Below are 19743 nucleotides of genomic sequence, written 5' to 3'. Positions count from 1 at the left end.
GTATGAGTGAATTGTGCATGAATTGTTTTAGCGTTAAGGGTGCATATGAAGTATGCCCTTACTGCGGTTATGTAGAAGGAACTCCTCCAAAGCAGCCACATTACCTTACCCCGGGAACCATCCTGGGGAATCGGTTTATTGTGGGGACTGCGATTGGTGTGGGAGGATTCGGAATTACCTATAAATGTTTTGACATGACCCTCGGTGTCGTGGTTGCAGTAAAAGAATTTTATCCGGCAGGTCTTGTAAACCGTGCACCGGGAGAATCCAGAGTCGGTCTGCTTTCCGGTGACAAAAAAGGCCAGTTTCAGGAGCAGCTCCAGCGTTTCCTTCTGGAAGCACAGAGCGTAGCTCAATTCGGAAAAGCCAAAGACATCGTAAACGTTTTTGATTTCTTTGAAGAAAACGGAACGGCCTACATCGTAATGGAATACATAGACGGTGTACTTCTGAAAGATTATCTGGACAAACAGGGCGTGATCGCTCCGGATGCAGCCATGAGCATTATCATGCCGATCATCGAGGCGGTCAAAAAAATTCACAGTAAAGGAATCATTCACAGGGATATCAGCCCCGACAATATTTTTATTGCCGATGAAAATACCATCAAAATCTTTGACTTTGGTGCAGCACGTTTAAATAACAGCAAAGAAGGTATGGCGGCAGAACCGGTGATCAAAGTCGGCTATTCTCCGCTTGAGCAGTATCGGGATAAGAGCCGCCAGGGATTTTATACGGATGTTTATGCCGTAGGAGCCATTCTCTATCAGATGCTGACCGGAGTCAAACCGATCGAATCCACTGAGCGAGAATTTAAAGATGAACTGAAATCACCAAGAGAACTCGGCGTCAAGATCAGTGCAAACACAGACCGTGCCATTATGGAGGCACTGGCCGTCAGACCGGAACTGCGTTTCCAGGGCATCCAGGAATTCCAGGAAGCACTGCAGAATAAAAGAATCGCAGAAAATCCAAAAGAAAAACTGAAGAAAAAACGAAGAACCAGAAACTGGGCGATCGCTTTAACAGCAACAGCAGCGATGGCAGTAGCCGTCGGAATCGGACTGTATTCCACCGTTCTGAAGCCACAGGCATCCATCTTTGAAGCCGAGATAAAAAAAGATACAACCATTGTAGTCTGGGTAGAAAACAAAGATCAGAAAAAACAGATCGATGAACTGGTGAAGAATGGATTTAAAAAAGGCACGACTTCCTATCCGGATGAAAATATCCAGAAAATGCAGAGCGAAGATGAAAAAGTCCAGGTTCAGATCGAAGTTAAGAAAGATATGGAACAGGCACTGCAGAAAGCAGACGAACTTCCGAATATGTTCCTGACGGATCATGTGACAGATCTCTCCAACTATAAGCTGGTTTCTCTGAAAGAGAATGTTTACGATTCCCTGGATAAAAATGCTTATCTGTTTTTACCGGAAAACGAAGAAATGTTTGGAGAAATGAAGGAAATCCCAACCGGGCTTGACACCCTTCTGCTCTATTCCTGCAGTTTTGAGTACAACAAGGACAATACACTGACAGATTCCTGTTTTATGGATCGAACAGACAATACCATTAAACTTTCAGAACTGATCGCAGAAGATCCAAAGAAGGCAACAGAGAATCCGGAGGATTCGAGTATGCTGAACAATCAGTTCGCGGCAGTATTAGATGATGACAGTTTGTCAAATGTCCTGCTGCTGAACAATGAGATTTCCTGGAAGAAAGTGGCATCTAAAAAAGCACTTCCGGATGACACGATGATCAGAAATTTTTCTTCCCTTCAGACTCTGCGTGTGACTGCACAGAACGGAACAGAAAAAGACAGCGATAAATATCAGATCAACAAAGGAAAGAAGAAACAGAAAGTTTACGGAAGCAACATTCTTGCGGGAGTTGCTTATCGCAAAATCATGAACAATGCAAGAGACAACAAAGGAGAAGGTGCAAATACACTGAAAGATTACAAGACCTATGTTGTAACGGATGAAGAAGGCAAAATGCTGGTTGAATTTTCAGAGCGTTATGCGATTACGCAGGCATCCAGCACTGACCAGCAAACGGCATGCATGCGTCTTCTGTGGGTTATGTTGAGCGAGGCCGGTCAGACACAGAAAAACCAGCAGCAACAGACAACCTATCCGATCATGCGGAGCGTATTTGAGAAATTCCAGACCTACAATGCAGGTTACGAAGGATTCAGCGAACTGGAGCAGGCCAGAACCCAGTGCATCACAACAGGACCGAATAACCGGGAACTGCTCAGGTTTGTGTCAGGAATTGGCAAGAAACAGAAGGTGGAAGGAATTAAAAAATACACGGACAGTTATGCAGAGAATTAAGGGAGCGTGAGTATTTTGGAAAAACAATTCGAAAAGCCGATGAAATGGTATAAATTTGTGATTTATTTTCAGTTGTTTGCGGCAGCAGTTTTTAATGTTGGAGCGGGAATTATCTTTTTTACAGGTTCGCACTATGGGTTGGATAGTTTTGAACTGAAATTGTTTTATGGAGTGTTAAGTAATTTAAAAACACTGGATATCTGTATGGGAATTGTATCTATTTTTCTTGCTGTTTTTGCAATTATTGTAAGACAGAAACTGGCACATTTTGATGAGCAGGGGCCGAAACTATACTTAAGTTATCAGCTTATTACCGTTGGAGCAAATTTACTGTATATAGTGATAGCAACGGTAATTGTATATCAGGCATTTGGTGACAGTTCAGGTGATGTATGGAATATGTTTACCGGTGCATATGCAAGCTGCGGAGCCGGCATTTCCATGTATCTTGTAAACAAGGTTTATTTTAACAATCGAAAAGAATACTTTGTCAATCATGGAACTTCCGATATACCGGGAGAGAAAAATGTGATTCCACAGCCGCCGAAGAATGAAGTACCGGAACAGCCAGGAGAAGATCCGCATTATGTACCAGTACAACCACAGCCAGGAGAAGATCCGCATTATATACCAGTACAACCACAGCCGGAACAGAAACATGGTGTACTTGTTGGACTGTGCGGTCTCTATGCCGGAGCGAAAATTGAGATGAAGGACGGAGAAACGATCACATTCGGACGGGCAGATGATAATAACCTGATTTTTGAAAATGAAAACAGAATCAGCAGACATCACTGTATCGTTCGCTGGGACGCCCAGAGACAGAAATATATTTTCAGGGACTACTCAAGCGGCGGAAGCTACATCAACGACCAGCAGGACTGCCTGCCGCAGAACCTGGATCTGGAAATCGCCTGCGGAAGCAAAATCGCTCTCGGAAACAACGAAAATGTATTTTTATTCCAGTAGCAAAAGGAGGAAAAAGAATATGAAGAAAAAAATAGTTGCGTATCTCTTATGTATGGCAATGGGAATCTCCCTGCTGCCGATGCCGGTTACACAGGCGGCCGATCATGATGCAGTGGTGTATGAAGAAGAGAAAGATACAGAAAAGCAAACAGAAACAGAGACTGAAGCACAGACGGAGACAGACTCAACAACAGATACACCGAAAGATGCCAGAACAGAGATTGTTTTTGAAGAAGATCAGTATCTGGAAATGAAAACACCGGATAAGGGACAGACATCTAAAGATGCAGCAGAAGAAATCAAGTTCTCAACAGATAATGAAAATTGCAGTATAGATTCAGTAGCCTGGTATGATATCACTGACACCGCAGACAACGAAAAGCCTATGGAAGATACGGAAGAATTTCAGGCAGGTCATAACTATACTGTCAGAGTCATTTTAAAAATAAAAGAGGATAAAGAAGAAGCACAGAAATTTGGAGAAAATAGTAAAGCGATTCAAATTAAAGTAGACGACGGTGAAAAAAAAGGACTTGAGAAAAAGAATATAAACATCGAAGAAGATGGAAAAATGATGACGCTGGAATATACTTTTGATCAAGAAGAAGCAGCAGCAAAATTAAAATTTCTTATCGAAGAAGCGGAAGAAATTGAAAAAACAGGTGAAGATTACTATACAAAAGAAAGCTGGGATGAATTTAAAAAGACATTAGATGCAGCAAGAGAGCTTTCTGTAAAGCCAGAAGAAATGACGATAAAAAATATTCAGAAGGCAATCCAGGTTCTGGCAGATGCGAAAAAATACTTGATACATCCTCATAAATATTCAGTCAACAAGTGGGAATGGGGAAAAGATAACAAATCGGCAACAGTGTATTTGAAATGTGATAAATGTGGCGTAGATGATCTGACAGTATCTGCAGCAGTGAGTGAGATGAATACAAAGCCGACTTGTACAGCAGACGGAAAAACAACATATACAGCAAGTGTAACTGTAAATAATAAAACGTATACAGATACAAGAACGACAGTTATTCCGGCAACCGGTCACCATATCGTAGTTGATGTAAAGAAACAGCCTACAAAAAAAGCAGAAGGAGAGCTGGTGAAACATTGCAGAGACTGCGATGAAGTAACACAGAAATTAGCTCTGCCAAAGAAAGAAATTACGATTTATATTGGTGCCAAAACCAATACAAAGAGTGCACAGAAAGCAGCAGAAGAAATCACAACAACTTATAATACCGAAGATTATACAATATCATATGCAAAAACAAAAAATGCAAAAACATATGAAAAGTATTTTAGTTTAAAAGATGCACAGAAGAGCGGAAATCTGAAATCAACACTTACGCTCAATTCAAAGAAACTTTCACAGGTGAAGCTTGGAACGATTCCACTGAAAGTAACTGTAGCCGGAAAAACATATACTACAAAACTGAAAGTAAAAATTGCAAAGCCGGAGGCGAAAACCTTTAAGGTTACAAGAAAAGCAATTACACTGGGTGGCATCAAAGGAGTACGCTACGATCTGAAATACAATTATAAAGGTGCTACGAAGGTAAAAATTCGCGTTAAAGATGCAAGTGGTCTTAATGAGAAATTTGACAGAGATATGACTAATCCAAAAAGTAATTCCAAGAAATGTTACCTGAACATAAAGGACAGCGATCTGAAACAGTTTGGTGGTAAATACAAATTTCAGGTAGTAGTTTATTATGGAAAAAATGTTTCGGAAATGTTGACGGTAGAAAAATAATAAATAATCAGACAGGAGAGAAAGACAATGTTAAGAATGAACAAAAATTTAAAAAAAGCAGCAATGACATTCGCAGTATGTGCAACAATTTTCACTGTACCAACACAGGTATCAGCAGCAAAACCGAGCACGGCAACCGTAAAGAGAGCCTATGAAAAATATGCATCAAAAAAACTGTTATCCAAATCAAAATATCCATATGGAGCGTACACTTTGTATGACATTAACCGGGATGGCGTACCGGAAATGTTTTTTGAATACATGAGCGGTGCAAGATCAGGATTTAAAATCTATACTTACAAAAAGAAAAAAGTGGTAAGTGTAAAATCTTCAACAGGAATCAGCTGTATTTATTATAATTCAGGTAAAAAACAGATCTGCATTTTAACTTCCAGTGGGGCATCTGATAACACTTATACCTGTTATAAACTGAGCGGTAAAAAATTGAAAAAAGTTGTGCAGTATAAGAGTGTTTCATCAGGAGGCGGAATGAAATTTTATAAAAATAAGACGAGAATTTCAGGAAATCAGTATATGTCTTACGTTGGAACATTTGATAACTGGAATACAGTCAGGGCTCATTAAGAGAAAAGTAAGTCGGAGTAAATGTTCCGATATCAGCAGAAAAAGAAAGGAACGAAAGAGCTATGAAATTATGCATGGGCTGCATGAATGAGATAGAAGATCATCTTTCCATTTGCCCGTATTGTGGATTTAATGAGACTGCACTTCGTCAGGAAGCTTACTATCTCGATCCGGGTACGATCATCGGCGGAAAATACATCGTCGGACGAGTTCTGAGCTATGGCGGACATACGGTGTCATACATGGGAATGGATGCAGAAAACAACAGAAAAGTAATTGTAAAAGAATACCTTCCGAGTGATTTTTCCACCCGCTCGGAAGGGGAAAAAGAAGTTACGATTTATTCTGGAGACGGTCAGCAGCAGTTTGAACAGGGACTGACCAATTTCCTGAATGAGGCAAATCGTATCCAGCATCTGCGGAATATAAATGGAATCGCAAAAGTTTATGACTGTGTTTCTGAGAATGAAACCGGTTATGTGATTTCAGAATATGTAGAAGGACATACATTAAAAGAAATTCTCGAAAACGGAAAACGTTATTCAGCAGAAGAAGCAGCAAACTTTATCCGCAAAATTCTGCAGGGATTAGTTGAAGTGCACCGCATGGATATCGTACACTGTGATATTTCACCGGAAACCATTATGGTTACAAATTCCGGTGATATCAAACTGACCGATTTTGGTGCGACACGTTATGTCACGACAGCAAATTCGAAGAGTCTGTCGATTATCCTGAAAAGAGGATTTGCACCGGAAGAGCAGTATCGAAGCAAGGGTGTACGAGGACCGTGGACGGATGTATACGCACTTGGTGCAGTTATGTACGATATGATCACCGGAACAGTTCCGCAGGAATCCGTAGAACGTGCGTTATCAGATGATTTGAAAGAGCCGTCAAAGCTGGGAATTTCAATTCCGAAAAATATGGAAAATGCTCTGATGAATGCCCTGAATGTTTATCAGAAAGACAGAACACCGTCTGCAGAAGCATTTCTTGCAGAGCTGAACAGCCGGGAAGTAAAACGTATAAAGGTAAAACAGCAGAAAAATAAAACAGGAAAAATTCCAGTCTGGGCAAAAGCTCTGGTAGCCGGACTTGCCTGTGTGGTAGTGGCCGGAGGTGTATATATCGTAAGGAATACACGAAACAGCAGCACTGTGATTGCTACAAACGTGATCCAAATGGAAGATCTGACCGGAAAAACAGAGGAAGAAGTTCAGGAGTACGTTGAGAAGCTGCAAAAACAAGGGGTGGAAGTAAAGTATGCAGGAATAAAAGAAACCGTTTTTAATTTGGATAAACCGGATGGAACAGTGGCAAAACAGACTCCGGAAGTCGGTACGATACTGTATGATCCACAACAAAAAGAAAGCAACACGGAAGAAACTCAAACAGGACAGGCACAAACAGAACAGACTCAGACAGAGCAGGCACAAACAGAACAGACTCAGACAGAATCGATGCAGGATGATAAACACGTCACGGAAGTGACAGTAACCTTGAACAGTCAGACAAAGATTTCCTATAAAGAACTCCGTGATATGGGAAATGCTTATGCGATGGCAAAAGCGTTACAAATTGATACCAAAGATAAGGAGCACTTTATTCCTGTAAAAGAAGGTGGGGATAATTATTATGATTTAGTTTCATTGGAGATCTCAGACCGGACAATTAAAAAAGAGGATCTGGTTAACCTGGAAAATCCGGACGAACGCCTGAAGTATCAAAAAGAAAATATCAAAATTTACTACTATGAAACGAAATTCCTTTACTGGAATGAGCTTCCGGATTTTAAAGGCAAGAATATAGAGGATGAATATCAGGCTTATCGTTATAGAAATGAGACAAAACGAAAAAAAGCAGGAAAGAGAAAACTGTCGGATTATATGATTGATCAAAATTATTATGCAATTGAAGGAAAGTATAAAGAAGGGGATATTGTAGACCAAAATATATCTCCTAAAACCCAATACGATGAAACCAACTCGGGAGAGCCGCAATTAAAAGTAAAAGCAATAAAAACAGTTTTCGAGTATAAGGGGAAGAAAGGGAAAGAGTTTGAAAATGAGTTAAGTGAGAATCAGTTCGGGTTTATCAGATGTAGATATGAAAACGGGGATGATATAGAGGGAGTACCAGATAGAGATATTGTCGATGTCAAAGTATATAATGCTGAAGATAAAGACCTTGAAACTCCGCTTGAGTATTTTGAAAAGATACCGAATGAAAACGGTGCGGATAGACATGTATGTTTTTTGATTATAGTTAAAGATCTTCCGCAGCCACCTACATCAGGCACATCTGGATTGAATTCAGATGATAGTGGAAGCTATAGTAATTCAAGTTCTGGATACTCTGACAGTGGAAAACATAGTGATTCTGTTGCTGGAAAAAATGACGATGGAGATTTTCTGAATGGAGGTCATGATTGAAAGAATGGAGAAAATTAATAAAAAAGGAAATAGAAAAACATGAAACTTTGCTATCATTGTATGTCGCAAATCTCCAATGACAAAGCTGCTACTTGTCCTGTGTGCGGCAAGAGTCTGGATCCGGAGGAGCAGAAGCCGCGTTTTCTGAAGCCGGGGACGGTTCTTGGCGGGAAGTTTATTGCCGGGTATCATCTTGGGTCCGGTGGTTTTGGTAATACCTACATTGGCTGGGATCAGGTTTTGCAGAGGAAGGTTGCGATTAAGGAGTTTTATCCGGAGCAGTACTGCGGCAGGGGGCAGGATGGCCTGACGGTCGTGGTGGCGGATGAGAGATTGATTTCACGTTATCAGCGTGGACTGCAGCAGTTCCTTGTTGAGGCAAGGAACGTTGCTGCCCTGCATGATGTGCAGGGCGTAGTAGAGATTTCGAATTTCTTTGAAGAGAATGGCACCGGTTACATCATCATGGAGTATCTGGAAGGAATGGATGTGAAAACGATTTTGCAGAAATCCGGAAATAAAAAGGATTATGAATGGAGCAGAAGAGTTATTCTGACGGTACTTTATACTTTAAAAGAAGTTCATAAAAGAGGGGTGCTTCACAGAGACATTGCCCCTGACAATATTTTTGTTACAAAAGAAGGTATTGTAAAACTGATCGATTTCGGAGCAGCAAAAAATGTCACGGTTATGGACAGCAGCAAGGATGTCTGGCTGAAAGCCGGATATGCACCAATTGAGCAGTACCGTAATACGTTTGAACAGGGACCATATACCGATCTCTATGCGGTGGCGGCACTTTTTTACCGGATGCTGACCGGGCAGAAGCCAGTCCCGGCTGTAGACCGTCTGGAAAATGATCCGCTGGTTCCGCTGTCTGATATGGGGATTTCGATTCCGCAGCAGGCAGAGATGGCGATCATGGTGTGTCTGAATATCATGCCGGAGTACCGACTCCAGAGTGCGGAAGAATTCATGGAGGCTCTTGACGGCAAGTTCTTTATTCCGGTCTATGAGCCGACCTGGATTTTGCCAAAGGAAAAGCCAAAGGGAATCAAAGCGAAGATAGGTGCTCTGCCGGTTGGGGCAAAAGTAGCAATCTGTCTGCTGGGTATTGCACTGATCGGCGGCACCGGAATCGGTGTAATGTCAGCTTTTAACAATCAGACACAGACCAGTATGGAAAATGTCCAGCAGGTTCTTATGGTGGATCTGAAAGGCAAGACACGGGAAGAGGCAAATAAAGAGATTGAAAAACTGAGTCAGGATTATGGATGGGATTTGAAAGTGGATACGTCATTGACCGTTTTTGATCCGTCCAAAGAGGTTGGCACGGTAAGTGAGCAGTCTATACCGGCAGGAACAGTTCTTTATGATGCGGCAGAAGATGTCGAACAGCAGTCAAAAGCAGGAAATCTGACATACACAAACGATGGATTACATACTCAGGTGTCCGGTACGATCAAACTTACACTTTACAGTAGAACGGTGCGTTACAGAGAACTGAAAGGTCTGGATGCCTATACCATTGCAAAGAAGATGGGAATCAATACAAAAGATAAAAAGCGTTTTATTCCAAAAGAAAGTGGCGGAAAGAAATATTATGACCTGCTTTCTTTACAGATCGGTTCTGAAAAAGTTACAAGCGGTGAGATCAATAAAGCTGAGAACAGGTACAAAACATTTGAATATAGCGATGATCTGAAAATCTACTATTATGTGACGGACTTTTTCTATTGGAAACAGCTTCCTGATTTTACTGGTTATCAGAGAGTTGATATGATTCCGAAACAGCAGCTGTACCGATACAGCGATGAAAACAAGAAAAAGAAAGTTGGTAAAAAATCTATCGAACGATCCAGTTTTCTTGATAAAAATTATTACACGCTCAAAGGTGTGCATGAAGTAAATGACATCGTTGGTCAGAACGTAGCAGCAGGAAAGAAATACGATGAATCAAACCCGGGAGGTACAATCCTGAAAATTAAAGTAATTGGAAAAGTGTTTGATTACGAAGGAAAAACCGCAGAAGAATTTATAGAAGAATTAGAGGCAGAAAATTTCTACTATTATGGAATCAGGACCGAGTCTGATGAAGGAGGAGATTTAAGCTGGAAGATTTCGAAAGTAACGATGCATTTTCCTACCTGGGATGAGAACGGAAAAATGGCGGAAGGTGCTGATCCACTGGACTTTGTCAGTGGAGATGATCGAATCAGAGTTTATTTTGACATAGTGGTCAAAGAGCCGGAAAAAGAAACACCAAGTACTTCAGCACCAAGTAATCGAAGCAGTGGAAGTTACAGTGCCCCATCATCAGGATATGATAACAGCGGAAGTTACAGTGTACCGTCGTCAAGAAATAGTAGCAGTGACGGATGGTTTGATAATGGTGATACGGTAGGAAATTCTTCTAAACCACAGGGAGAGAGCAATGTGCCTTCAAATAGTGGCGAAAGAGGATTTAACGATTTTTCAGCAGACGACAATTCATCTACAGGCAGAGAGGCTGATGATTTTTTAGCGATTATTCCATAATTTTTTATGAAGCAAATAACAACGCAAAGGGGTGAGAATCAAAGTGGGAAAGCGATTAGTCAATCCGGACAGTCTCTGTATGGGATGCATGACGGAATTGCAGTGGCCGGGGATGCCGTGCCCGAAGTGTGGATTTGATATTCGGAAGTATCAGAAGCCAAAGAACAGTTTGCCTCCGTACGAGATTTTGAACGGAAAATATTTGCTTGGCAGAGTCCTTGGCATAGGCGGCTTTGGAATCACTTACATTGCGTGGGATTTTTATCAGGCGAAGCGTGTATGTGTCAAGGAGTATTTTCCAAGGGAGATCGCCGTTCGAAATATCTATGGACACACGTATTCGGAGCAGCTTTCCGTTTCTCTTTTATGCAATACGGAGACGTACACGCAGCACTGGGACAAGATCCAGTCTGCTTATATGAAAGGGCTGGAGGCTTACATCAAAGAGGCAGAAAATCTGTCACGGTATTATCTGATGCCGGGTATTGTTTCGGTCCGTGATTTCTTTTACGGAAATTCGACGGCATATATTGTTATGGAGTACATAGATGGTATTGATATGAAACAATATGCCAAACTGCGGGGCGGCAGGCTAAAGCCGGAGGAAGTGATTTCTCTTCTGAAAGATGTTCTGAAAGCTTTGCAGGCAGTTCATGAGGACAACATCATTCACCGGGATATCAGCCCGGATAACATTATGCTGACACGAAAAGATATGCATGCAGTCCTGATTGATTTCGGGGCGGCACGTACCTATGGAAACAGCGAAAATGCACCGGTTCTGCTGAAACATGGTTATGCACCGATTGAGCAGTACAAGCGGGACGGAAATCAGGGTCCATGGACGGACGTTTACAGTATGTGTGCGAGCATGTATTTTCTGATGAGCGGGATTCGGATTCCGCCGTCACCAGAGAGGCAAAAACACGACACGGTGCAGCGTCTGCAGGTCATGGGAGTTCCGATTTCGGATGAATGGGATCTTGCCATCTGCAAAGGGCTGAGTATCGAGCCGGAAAACAGGTATCAGTCGATCCGGGAACTGTATCAGGATCTCTATCATGAGTAAGGAGGGCATCATGGAAAATCGTTATCTGCCGGGGATGCTCTACTGGGAAAAAGCGGGACAGAGTGTATGGAGAATGTATGACCAGCTTCTTGAGATCAAAGTGCTTGCTTTCCGGGCAAAAGAAGGTCAACAGGAGCAGCTGTACCGGATGGCACAGAAACTGGAGAGACTGAATCTGTTAGATGAGCATTTTGTAAAGATTCTGGCAGTCAAAAAGATTGATACAGACTGGTTTTTATTGTTTTCTGTAAAAAACGCAGAAGAGAAAAAACAGCAGATACAGGCGGTTCTTGCAGCGAAAGATTTACAGGAAACAGAGGAAATGCCTGATTTTTCGCAGTACAGAGAACAGGGCAGAAAGAAAGAGCAGGTTTTGCCGTGCGGCACGATTCTAAATGGTCAATATCAGGTTTTGGACTGTATCGGGATCGGAGGTTTCGGGATTGTATATCTTTGTCAGGATCTGTATCTGAAACGTCTTGTTGCGGTGAAGGAGTATTTTCCGGAACAGTGGGCGGAGCGGGAGAGTTCGTATGTTTCCGTGAAGTCTTCGGATAAACTGAACGCCTATCGATTTGGTCTGCAGTCTTTTTACGAAGAGGCAAAGATGATGGCAAAGTTCCTGAATACGCCGCATATCGTCACGATTTATGATGTATTTCCGGAAAATGATACTGCCTATCTGGTGATGGAATATTTATCCGGAATCAGCATTGGCAGGGAGATGCGGCAAAGAGAGTATAAGCCATATTCCGCAGCAGAATTATCTGAGATCATAAATCCGGTCATGGATGCACTGGAAGCCATGCATGACCAGAGGATTGTCCACAGTGATATCAGTCCGGGAAATATCATGCGTACTTCAAACGGAGATATTTGCCTGATTGATATGGGGGCGGCCAAATATACAAACACTGCAAGACCGGTCTTAAGTGCGGCATTTCTGAAAGTCAACTATGCGGCACCGGAACAGTACCGAACAGCACGACAGGGGATTCCGTACGATGAAGGGCCGTGGACAGATATTTATGCACTTGGCGCCACGATTTATTATCTTCTTACCGGGCAGAAACCACCCGATATCATAAAGAGGCTGGAGGGTAAAAATACAAAACTGTGTTTGCCGAAAAAACCGAGAGTAAAACGTGCAAGACAGTGGCAGACCTTTCTGGGACATGCAATGGAGCCGGAAATCAAAGAAAGAATTGGTTCAATCCGACAGTTCCGGGAAGAAAGTAAGGGGTTATTGAATTAGGGAAAGGAGAGGTTTATATGGACAATATTTTTACTGCACTGGTCAGAAGAAGGACCACAGGTGTCGTGATGGAGTTTGTTCTCTGGTGTATCGTCTGCTTTGCGGCATTGTTATCTTTGATCGCACTGGCGATGGGAGCAGGCAATTTTGTCTGGATTCTGCTGCTTTTAACGGCGGCAGGTCTTGGCGTGATCATGGCATTTCGTTTGAAGGAAGTGGCTCTGCTTTACAGTGTGTGCGTATTTAATGCAATTTTATTTTTGATCCATTATCTGGTGTTCAGTGTGAGTTATGGAGGAGGACCGCAGACGGCATTCAGTATTGTTTTGTTTATCTTAACGTTTCTGCTGTCTCTGGCAGTGGTTGCCTGTGCATTTGTCCAGTTTTTTTCGAGGGTGAATATGGGCACGGTGCTGACAATCCTAGAAATCTGCAATGTGGCTCTGATCATGATCATGCAGATTTTGATGTATGCGGCACAGTATGTCGGTGAAGACGAGTATTATAATATCAATACTTATCACAGAAGCTGGATGAATGCCAAAGGATACTGGATCGGAACGACAGCATTCTGGCTGATTCTGGTTCTTATTGCTGTCTTTTATGCTTATTGTTTCTGGGGTCCGGTAAGCGACAGGGCAGATAAACTCTATGTAAGCAATGGCGGAAACAGAGGCGGCGGCAGTACATATGCCGGATTTCACCCGGGAATGAAGGGAGTCACCGGTGCATATGCGGGACGCACGATTTATCTGGATGGAAGAACTTTAACGATCGGATCTTCGGAGACGGTGAATGTTTATATCCCGGATCCGCAGGTCAGCAGAACACACTGTGCGATACGTTTTAATTCGCAGACGGGATATTATGAGATTCTGGATCAGTCTACGAATGGTGTTTATCTTGGAAATGGTGCAAGGTTATATCAGGGCAGATATACGGCAGTACAGAGTGGAACAACTGTTTTTATTGCATCGCATCAGTTTATGTTGCTGTAGTGTGAGTTAGAAAGGGACAAAGGAGGAAAGAAAACATGAATGGAAAAAAGACAATGAAGGCATGGCAGATGATCGTTGCGGTCGTTTTGCTGGCGGCAATGATGATCACAATCTTTTTACCGGCATTTCATCTAAATGGAAAGTCTCTGAGGAAAGCTCTTGAAAAAGTTGTATCGGGAGAGATGGTAGACCAGACGGCAGAGCTTGCCGGAATTGATATGGATGAAATTGAAGATCAGATAGATCAGGCAATCCAGACGGCAGAAAAGGCAGGAGATATAAAATTAACAAGCATTTCTTTTGGAAATATTATGACAAGAGATGCAGGCAGATATTTTTGGGTTGATGAGGACAAAACATCCGATCAGACAGAGATCCTGAAATCGCTCAAATCCGTATATAATACATTGCGTATCATACTGTGGATTGTTTACATTGCGGCGATTCTGGTTATTGTACTTACGATTCTTGGTTTTGTATTTGAATGGTCAAAATACATTCCACTGGGAATCAGTGCCGGATATGGTCTGGCAGTGGCAGGAATTTTTGGATTTCTGCGGTTTGTAATGCCTGGTACACTTGCAAAAAATAATTTTTTCAAAGAAGCATTTGCGGAAGTTCCGATTTCAGAATCTCTGATCTCATCTCTGATCTCCAGAATATTTACAAGCTTTTTAGGATGTGCATTTTTGGTAGCTCTGATCATTGCCGTTCTGATCCTGGTGTGGAGCGTGGTCAGTATGTTTGTTGGTGGAAGTAAGAAAATAATAGAACCGCCGATACTGCCGCCAAGGCCTCCGGTAGAGCCGCCATATATTCCGCCGGTACCGGATTCTGGTTTACAAGATAAGGTGACTGAACTTGAAAAAGAAAAAGAAAAACTTCTTAAAGAAAAAGCAGCACTTGAGAAAGCACTGCAGGAAAATCAGAATGATCAGCAGCCTCAGATGGGACAGGTTGTATGCATCAAAGGTGTTGCAGTCGGACAGGGATTTTCACTTCCGGAAACGGCAAAAATTGTTGTCGGAAAGAGCAGGCAGAATACAAATATGCTTATTAATTCTCCGATGGTGAGCAATGTACACTGCAGCATCCGCTACAAAGCAGCGACAAATACTTATATTGTTAAGGATCATTCATCAAACGGAACCTATGTAAATGGGGCAAGACTTCAGAAAGATGTGCCGATGAGCTTCCCTGCTGGAACGGTATTACAGCTGGCAGATGGCAGCAATGAGATCAAATTAGGTTAAGACTGACAATTCGGTGGACAGAATCCGGCCATTTGTCCAACAGGACGAATGAGCTGGATTTTGTTATATCAGCCAAAGCAGGGGAATTTGGAAATGCAAAAAGATCAGAAAGAAAAAATAAACGGTGGGCAGGTTTTTGTGATTCCACATATTGTATATGATCTGTATCCAAGCGGATATATTTTTGGGTTATCCGGTGCTTTTAAAGGAGAAGAATATCCGCTGTATGATGTGCCGGGAGAGAAATGTGTGATCGGACGAAAAGAAGGATGTAATATTCAGATTATGGATGGAAAAATCAGCCGTGTTCACTGTATGATCCGAATGATTTCGACTGGAGAATATGAAGTGACGGATTATTCTTCCAATGGAACTTTCTATAATAATCAGAGACTGAAAAGAAAAGAACCATACCGTCTTCCGAAAGGAGCGATTCTGGTACTTGGGGACACAGAAAATGTACTGCAGCTAAGGGAAGAAAGTTGGTTGCAAACTCTTCCAAAGGAGCAGAAAATGAAGTATGTATTTGGAAAAGACAGGGAATCCAAAGTAATTATAAGAAAGGATGAAAACGGGCAAAAGCAAAAAAGGAAAAACATCGGAATTATCGTAGCTGCACTGCTGGTTGTTTATGTGCTGTTTATGGTGCTTTTGTTGATTCTTTTCGGAAGTTCTTCTGGAAATCAGATAGAAACTAAAACGGTACAAAAAGAAACACTACAAAAAGAAACATTACAAAAAGAAATGGTACAAAAAGAAACGGAGACACAGAAGCAGGAAAGTGAAAAAAAACATGTTTCCACATCAAAAGAAGAACTTCAGAACAATACCGTTACTTATGACGATGGAGATTATGTCTATACGCCTTCGGAAGATCATATCTTTCTCGATGATACGGAGAATATGATTTATTATGACAATCTGATCACGGTTTATCTAGATAAGAAGATCAGCGACCAGGAAAAGGAGAAGATAAAAAAGAAAATTGATGGAGAAAGCATTGTGAGTGATCTTTCAGGTACAATCAATATGCTTGATATCGTGGTTGCACCGTCTGATTATACCGAATTACAGCAGAAAGCAGAAGAACTGACAAAAATGGATGGTGTTCAGTATGCCATGATTTCTTTTCCGGTGATGCCGGAAGAGGATACGGCAGCTTACTGGGATGGAGATGGCGATCTCAAAAATGAGGCTTCTCCATCCGGTGCGGACTGGTGGGCTGAGGCTATTGGTGCATACAGTGCATGGGATTTTGAACGATACTGCAATCCGATCGTGGTTGGCGTTATGGACAGTGGATTTGAAGTGAGCCATATGGATCTTCAGCGGAACGGACACTCTGTGCTCACAGTGCTGAATGACAATTCAGCAGATGATCATGGAACACATGTGGCTGGTCTGATCGCTGCACAGGATAACAATTTGGGATCAAGAGGAGTCGTTCCATCGGCGGATGTGGTCTGTATTGACTGGGCACAGGAAGAGGACGGCACAGAAGTTAATTTGCTTACACCTACAGGGGTGAGTCAGGGATTTAAACAGATGATAGAATATGCAGAAAGAGAACAACTGCCGATCGTGATCAACAATTCCTGGGGGAAGGTGCGAAAGTTACGGGAGCTTCTTGCAAGATATATTGCTCCGAATCTGGCAGGTCGGAGCAAGGATTTTAACGAGCTGTATGGAGATATATATACGTTTTACTCATCTGTTTGTGCCACACAGATCATGAACGAGCTTTTACAAAACAGTACGGTGGATTTTCTGATCGTTCAGTCATCCGGCAACGGATATGGAAATGGATTCACAGCTTATAATGTAAAACGTGCAGGGTGGTTTGGCGGAATTGATAAAGAACTCAGGAAACAATGCTCGATGCTTTCCTATGATCTGATAAAAAGTCATATTATGATTGTCGGGGCTGTAGGCGAGAAGAAAAAAGATGGAAAGTATAAACTTCGTTTTAATAGTAATTATGGTGATAATGTTGACATTGTTGCTCCGGGGGAGCATATTTACAGTACTGTTTTGAATAATAGCTTTGGATATAAGGATGGCACATCCATGGCAGCTCCGATCGTCAGCGGGTCGGCAGCGTACATATGGTCTTTGAATCCGGGCATGTCTGCGGCAGAGGTTAAACAAAGGCTGATCGATACAGCGGAGATTGCTGTGAAACATGCCAAAGAAGATACGAGAAGTGAGTATTCGATGCTGAATCTTGGATCGGCAGCAACTTCTACGATTATGGGAACGGTGAATGGAGAAATAAAAGATCAGAATGGCAATGCGATTACCGGGGTACTCTGCAAGAGAACGTGTGAAATATCGAATCAGCAGGTTTTTAACATGGATTTAAATTTTTCGGACAGTACATTTATGATATCAGCAATCGGAAGAATGCCCCTGACCTTTCAAAAAGATGGGTATGAAACGCAAACAACCACCGTAAATGTTTCACCGGGACAGGATATTAAGCTTAAAACGATTGTAATGCGATCAAATGAAACGGAAGACTCAGCTTCGGAACTTGAAAAATTTGCCCGAAATTATCAGTATCTATGCGAAAAATCAGAAACATATGACGGATATATTTACTATCCGAATAATGCAGAAGATATTCAGGGAAGATCCGATCTGGATCCTCAGCCACTGACCTGTGATATTGAAGATTATGACGGAGATGGTGCAGATGAATTGCTGATCGTAAATCTGGAACCATATACGGATATGCAAAGTTCAACAATAAGACTGCAGATGTACGAAGTTGAAAACGGAACGGTTCGTCTTGCAGCAGAGCATTTGTGTCAGGCAACCTATAATATGATTACAGGAGCTGAAGTTTTTCAGAAAGGTGATACCAGAGTATTTAAGTACCAGCAAAATAATCAGTGGATTCTTGCAGCAGAGCAGAGTGTCGAAAGAAGATTTTTTGATGGACATGGAAAATGTCTGTATATGGAGGCTCAATACGATGGAAATCAGTTCAATATAAGAGGCATTGCGGAAGGAGAAACCGGATCGCCGGATGAAGAGCTGATCAAAGAGGATGTCAGGCAGGAATACGCAGCACTTGGTCTGAATGTAGATGTTGATCAGATTTTCAGCCGAAAGAAGCATATATATGATTACATAGACAACCCGGTCAGCCTTGCAAAGACGGAATATTATTACGATTATTCTAAAGTAGAACAGGATCAATGGTGTAAGTTCGGTTATATAACGGTTTCCATGCAATGATAATGGCAGCAATTTATCTACCACCTTAGAGGTCGGAGTTTTCTTGCTGGAAGAGGATAAAAATGGTTATAAAAAATATGTTCGGAAAATTTGACATGTGTGAGGATGCGTGTTAATATATACGATATAAAAGGGCTGCCGATAGACGGTTAGTCTGGTTTAGCTAAAATAGTCGCTTAGTTTCTCAGACTGGGGCGGCTATTTTTGTGGTTTATTAACAAAATTATAATCATTAATATGAGAATTTAACCAAATCAAGTAAGTCCCTTGCTTCAATTGCGAAAAGCAATAAGCAGTGGGTGGGGACTTGCTTGTATCAGGAGGAGTGCAAGCTCCTTCTGATAAACTGCGGAGCAGTTATTTGGTTATGAGCAAGTAGCAAAGCGGATTGCGAATATCCGCTTGCCAAAGAAATATGTGATAAAAAGAAACCGGGAAGTGTTACGTTTCCCGGTTTCTTTTTCTTGTTTTGAAGTACTATATCAGCTTTTTCTTTTTATGCAGAACAAAATTGTGTTTGGTATTTGGTAAAATATATTATATACTATAAAAAAACAACCTTATATAGTATATCTGCTTGAAACAAAGATAATATTTAAATTCGCAGAGTACCTTATTCCACGAAATTAGAGGGGAAAGGGCAGGACAGTCGCTGCATATTCTGACGTTTCAGTTCCATTGTCGGGTGAACATAGCGGTTCATGGTGATATTGACATTGGAATGACCAAGAATCTCACTTAAACTTTTGATATCAAACCCGGCTTCTACGCACCTTGTCGCAAAAGTGTGGAAGTTTGTTGTTTCTACCTGTGCGGCAGTCAGTACATATTTAAAATGGTTTTGCATCGTTCGGGGTTCTACATAAGAATCTGAGCCAGTCAGCAGATAACCTTCTTTTTAATGTTCTTCCAGCGAAGGGCACATATTTCTCCGATACGAAGTCCTGTGTAGAGGCATATAAGAATTCCCATGTTTTTATAGGACATATGTTTGCATAAATATGTACATAATTGTTTTTGCTCATTTATGCTGAACACACGAAATTCACGGGAAGATTTCTTGATTATGATTTCTTTCCCGGTGCATGGAAGTACGATTTGTGGTATACTGGACATGGCATAAATCTCCTTTGTAAAGATGGTTTCTAGTCAACTCCATTATACCAAAGTGAACAGGTTTATGCCTTTTTTATTGGTTGAAATATTGAATTTTCAAGGTTCAACACACCGATATGGTGTGGGAAGTTTTAGGACAATAAGCGGGAATCCTCGGCAATTCAATTACCGAGATGAAAGTGCA

At 41.7% G+C, this 19743-nt stretch carries 13 protein-coding genes; 11 read left to right on the top strand and 2 right to left on the bottom strand.

Annotation, left to right across the window (positions count from 1 at the left end; all coding sequences use genetic code 11):
* Positions 1–2: 2 nt before the first annotated feature.
* From ACLTL4_RS02285 to ACLTL4_RS02235, 11 genes are all read left to right on the top strand, one after another.
* Complete coding sequence (locus ACLTL4_RS02285; RefSeq protein ID WP_412291242.1) at positions 3–2339, top strand: serine/threonine protein kinase; 2337 nt, start codon at positions 3–5, stop codon at positions 2337–2339.
* A gap of 15 nt (positions 2340–2354) precedes the next feature.
* Positions 2355–3308, top strand: coding sequence for an FHA domain-containing protein (locus ACLTL4_RS02280; protein ID WP_412291241.1), 954 nt, complete (start codon positions 2355–2357; stop codon positions 3306–3308).
* A 19-nt stretch (positions 3309–3327) separates the two neighbouring features.
* Positions 3328–5067, top strand: a complete 1740-nt coding sequence (locus tag ACLTL4_RS02275) for a hypothetical protein (RefSeq protein ID WP_412291240.1) — start codon at positions 3328–3330, stop codon at positions 5065–5067.
* Positions 5068–5094: 27 nt separating this feature from the next.
* On the top strand, positions 5095–5652 hold the full coding sequence (locus tag ACLTL4_RS02270) for a hypothetical protein (protein ID WP_412291239.1): 558 nt from the start codon (positions 5095–5097) through the stop codon (positions 5650–5652).
* Positions 5653–5714: 62 nt separating this feature from the next.
* Positions 5715–8087, top strand: a complete 2373-nt coding sequence (locus ACLTL4_RS02265) for a protein kinase domain-containing protein (protein WP_412291238.1) — start codon at positions 5715–5717, stop codon at positions 8085–8087.
* Positions 8088–8126: 39 nt separating this feature from the next.
* On the top strand, positions 8127–10625 hold the full coding sequence (locus ACLTL4_RS02260) for a protein kinase domain-containing protein (protein ID WP_412291237.1): 2499 nt from the start codon (positions 8127–8129) through the stop codon (positions 10623–10625).
* Between the two features lie 43 nt (positions 10626–10668).
* Positions 10669–11694, top strand: coding sequence for a serine/threonine-protein kinase (locus ACLTL4_RS02255; protein WP_147632352.1), 1026 nt, complete (start codon positions 10669–10671; stop codon positions 11692–11694).
* 10 nt (positions 11695–11704) lie between these two features.
* Positions 11705–12949, top strand: coding sequence for a serine/threonine protein kinase (locus ACLTL4_RS02250; RefSeq protein WP_412291236.1), 1245 nt, complete (start codon positions 11705–11707; stop codon positions 12947–12949).
* Between the two features lie 17 nt (positions 12950–12966).
* On the top strand, positions 12967–13947 hold the full coding sequence (locus ACLTL4_RS02245) for an FHA domain-containing protein (protein ID WP_412291235.1): 981 nt from the start codon (positions 12967–12969) through the stop codon (positions 13945–13947).
* Positions 13948–13982: 35 nt separating this feature from the next.
* Complete coding sequence (locus tag ACLTL4_RS02240; protein ID WP_412291234.1) at positions 13983–15200, top strand: FHA domain-containing protein; 1218 nt, start codon at positions 13983–13985, stop codon at positions 15198–15200.
* 93 nt (positions 15201–15293) lie between these two features.
* The gene (locus ACLTL4_RS02235; protein WP_412291233.1) at positions 15294–18443 is read left to right on the top strand and encodes a S8 family serine peptidase; all 3150 of its coding nucleotides are present in this window, start codon (positions 15294–15296) and stop codon (positions 18441–18443) included.
* 613 nt (positions 18444–19056) lie between these two features.
* Here ACLTL4_RS02235 and ACLTL4_RS02230 read toward each other — a convergent pair.
* Positions 19057–19290, bottom strand: a complete 234-nt coding sequence (locus ACLTL4_RS02230; RefSeq protein WP_147632358.1) for a tyrosine-type recombinase/integrase — start codon at positions 19288–19290, stop codon at positions 19057–19059.
* A gap of 32 nt (positions 19291–19322) precedes the next feature.
* A complete protein-coding gene (locus ACLTL4_RS02225; RefSeq protein ID WP_412291261.1) occupies positions 19323–19415 on the bottom strand; it encodes a hypothetical protein in 93 nt (30 codons plus the stop codon).
* Between the last annotated feature and the right edge of the window lie 328 nt (positions 19416–19743).

It is taken from the genome of Hominisplanchenecus sp. (assembly GCF_046967715.1).
GTDB lineage: Bacteria > Bacillota > Clostridia > Lachnospirales > Lachnospiraceae > Hominisplanchenecus > Hominisplanchenecus faecis.
This window is presented reverse-complemented; position numbering and strand designations above follow the sequence as displayed.

Coding starts and splice junctions, on each gene's coding strand:
- ACLTL4_RS02285 (WP_412291242.1), top strand. CDS start 3: ATGAGTGAATTGTGCATGAATTGTTTTAGCGTTAAGGGTGCATATGAA.
- ACLTL4_RS02275 (WP_412291240.1), top strand. CDS start 3,328: ATGAAGAAAAAAATAGTTGCGTATCTCTTATGTATGGCAATGGGAATC.
- ACLTL4_RS02270 (WP_412291239.1), top strand. CDS start 5,095: ATGTTAAGAATGAACAAAAATTTAAAAAAAGCAGCAATGACATTCGCA.
- ACLTL4_RS02265 (WP_412291238.1), top strand. CDS start 5,715: ATGAAATTATGCATGGGCTGCATGAATGAGATAGAAGATCATCTTTCC.
- ACLTL4_RS02260 (WP_412291237.1), top strand. CDS start 8,127: ATGAAACTTTGCTATCATTGTATGTCGCAAATCTCCAATGACAAAGCT.
- ACLTL4_RS02250 (WP_412291236.1), top strand. CDS start 11,705: ATGGAAAATCGTTATCTGCCGGGGATGCTCTACTGGGAAAAAGCGGGA.
- ACLTL4_RS02245 (WP_412291235.1), top strand. CDS start 12,967: ATGGACAATATTTTTACTGCACTGGTCAGAAGAAGGACCACAGGTGTC.
- ACLTL4_RS02240 (WP_412291234.1), top strand. CDS start 13,983: ATGAATGGAAAAAAGACAATGAAGGCATGGCAGATGATCGTTGCGGTC.
- ACLTL4_RS02235 (WP_412291233.1), top strand. CDS start 15,294: ATGCAAAAAGATCAGAAAGAAAAAATAAACGGTGGGCAGGTTTTTGTG.
- ACLTL4_RS02230 (WP_147632358.1), bottom strand. CDS start 19,290: ATGCAAAACCATTTTAAATATGTACTGACTGCCGCACAGGTAGAAACA.
- ACLTL4_RS02225 (WP_412291261.1), bottom strand. CDS start 19,415: ATGGGAATTCTTATATGCCTCTACACAGGACTTCGTATCGGAGAAATA.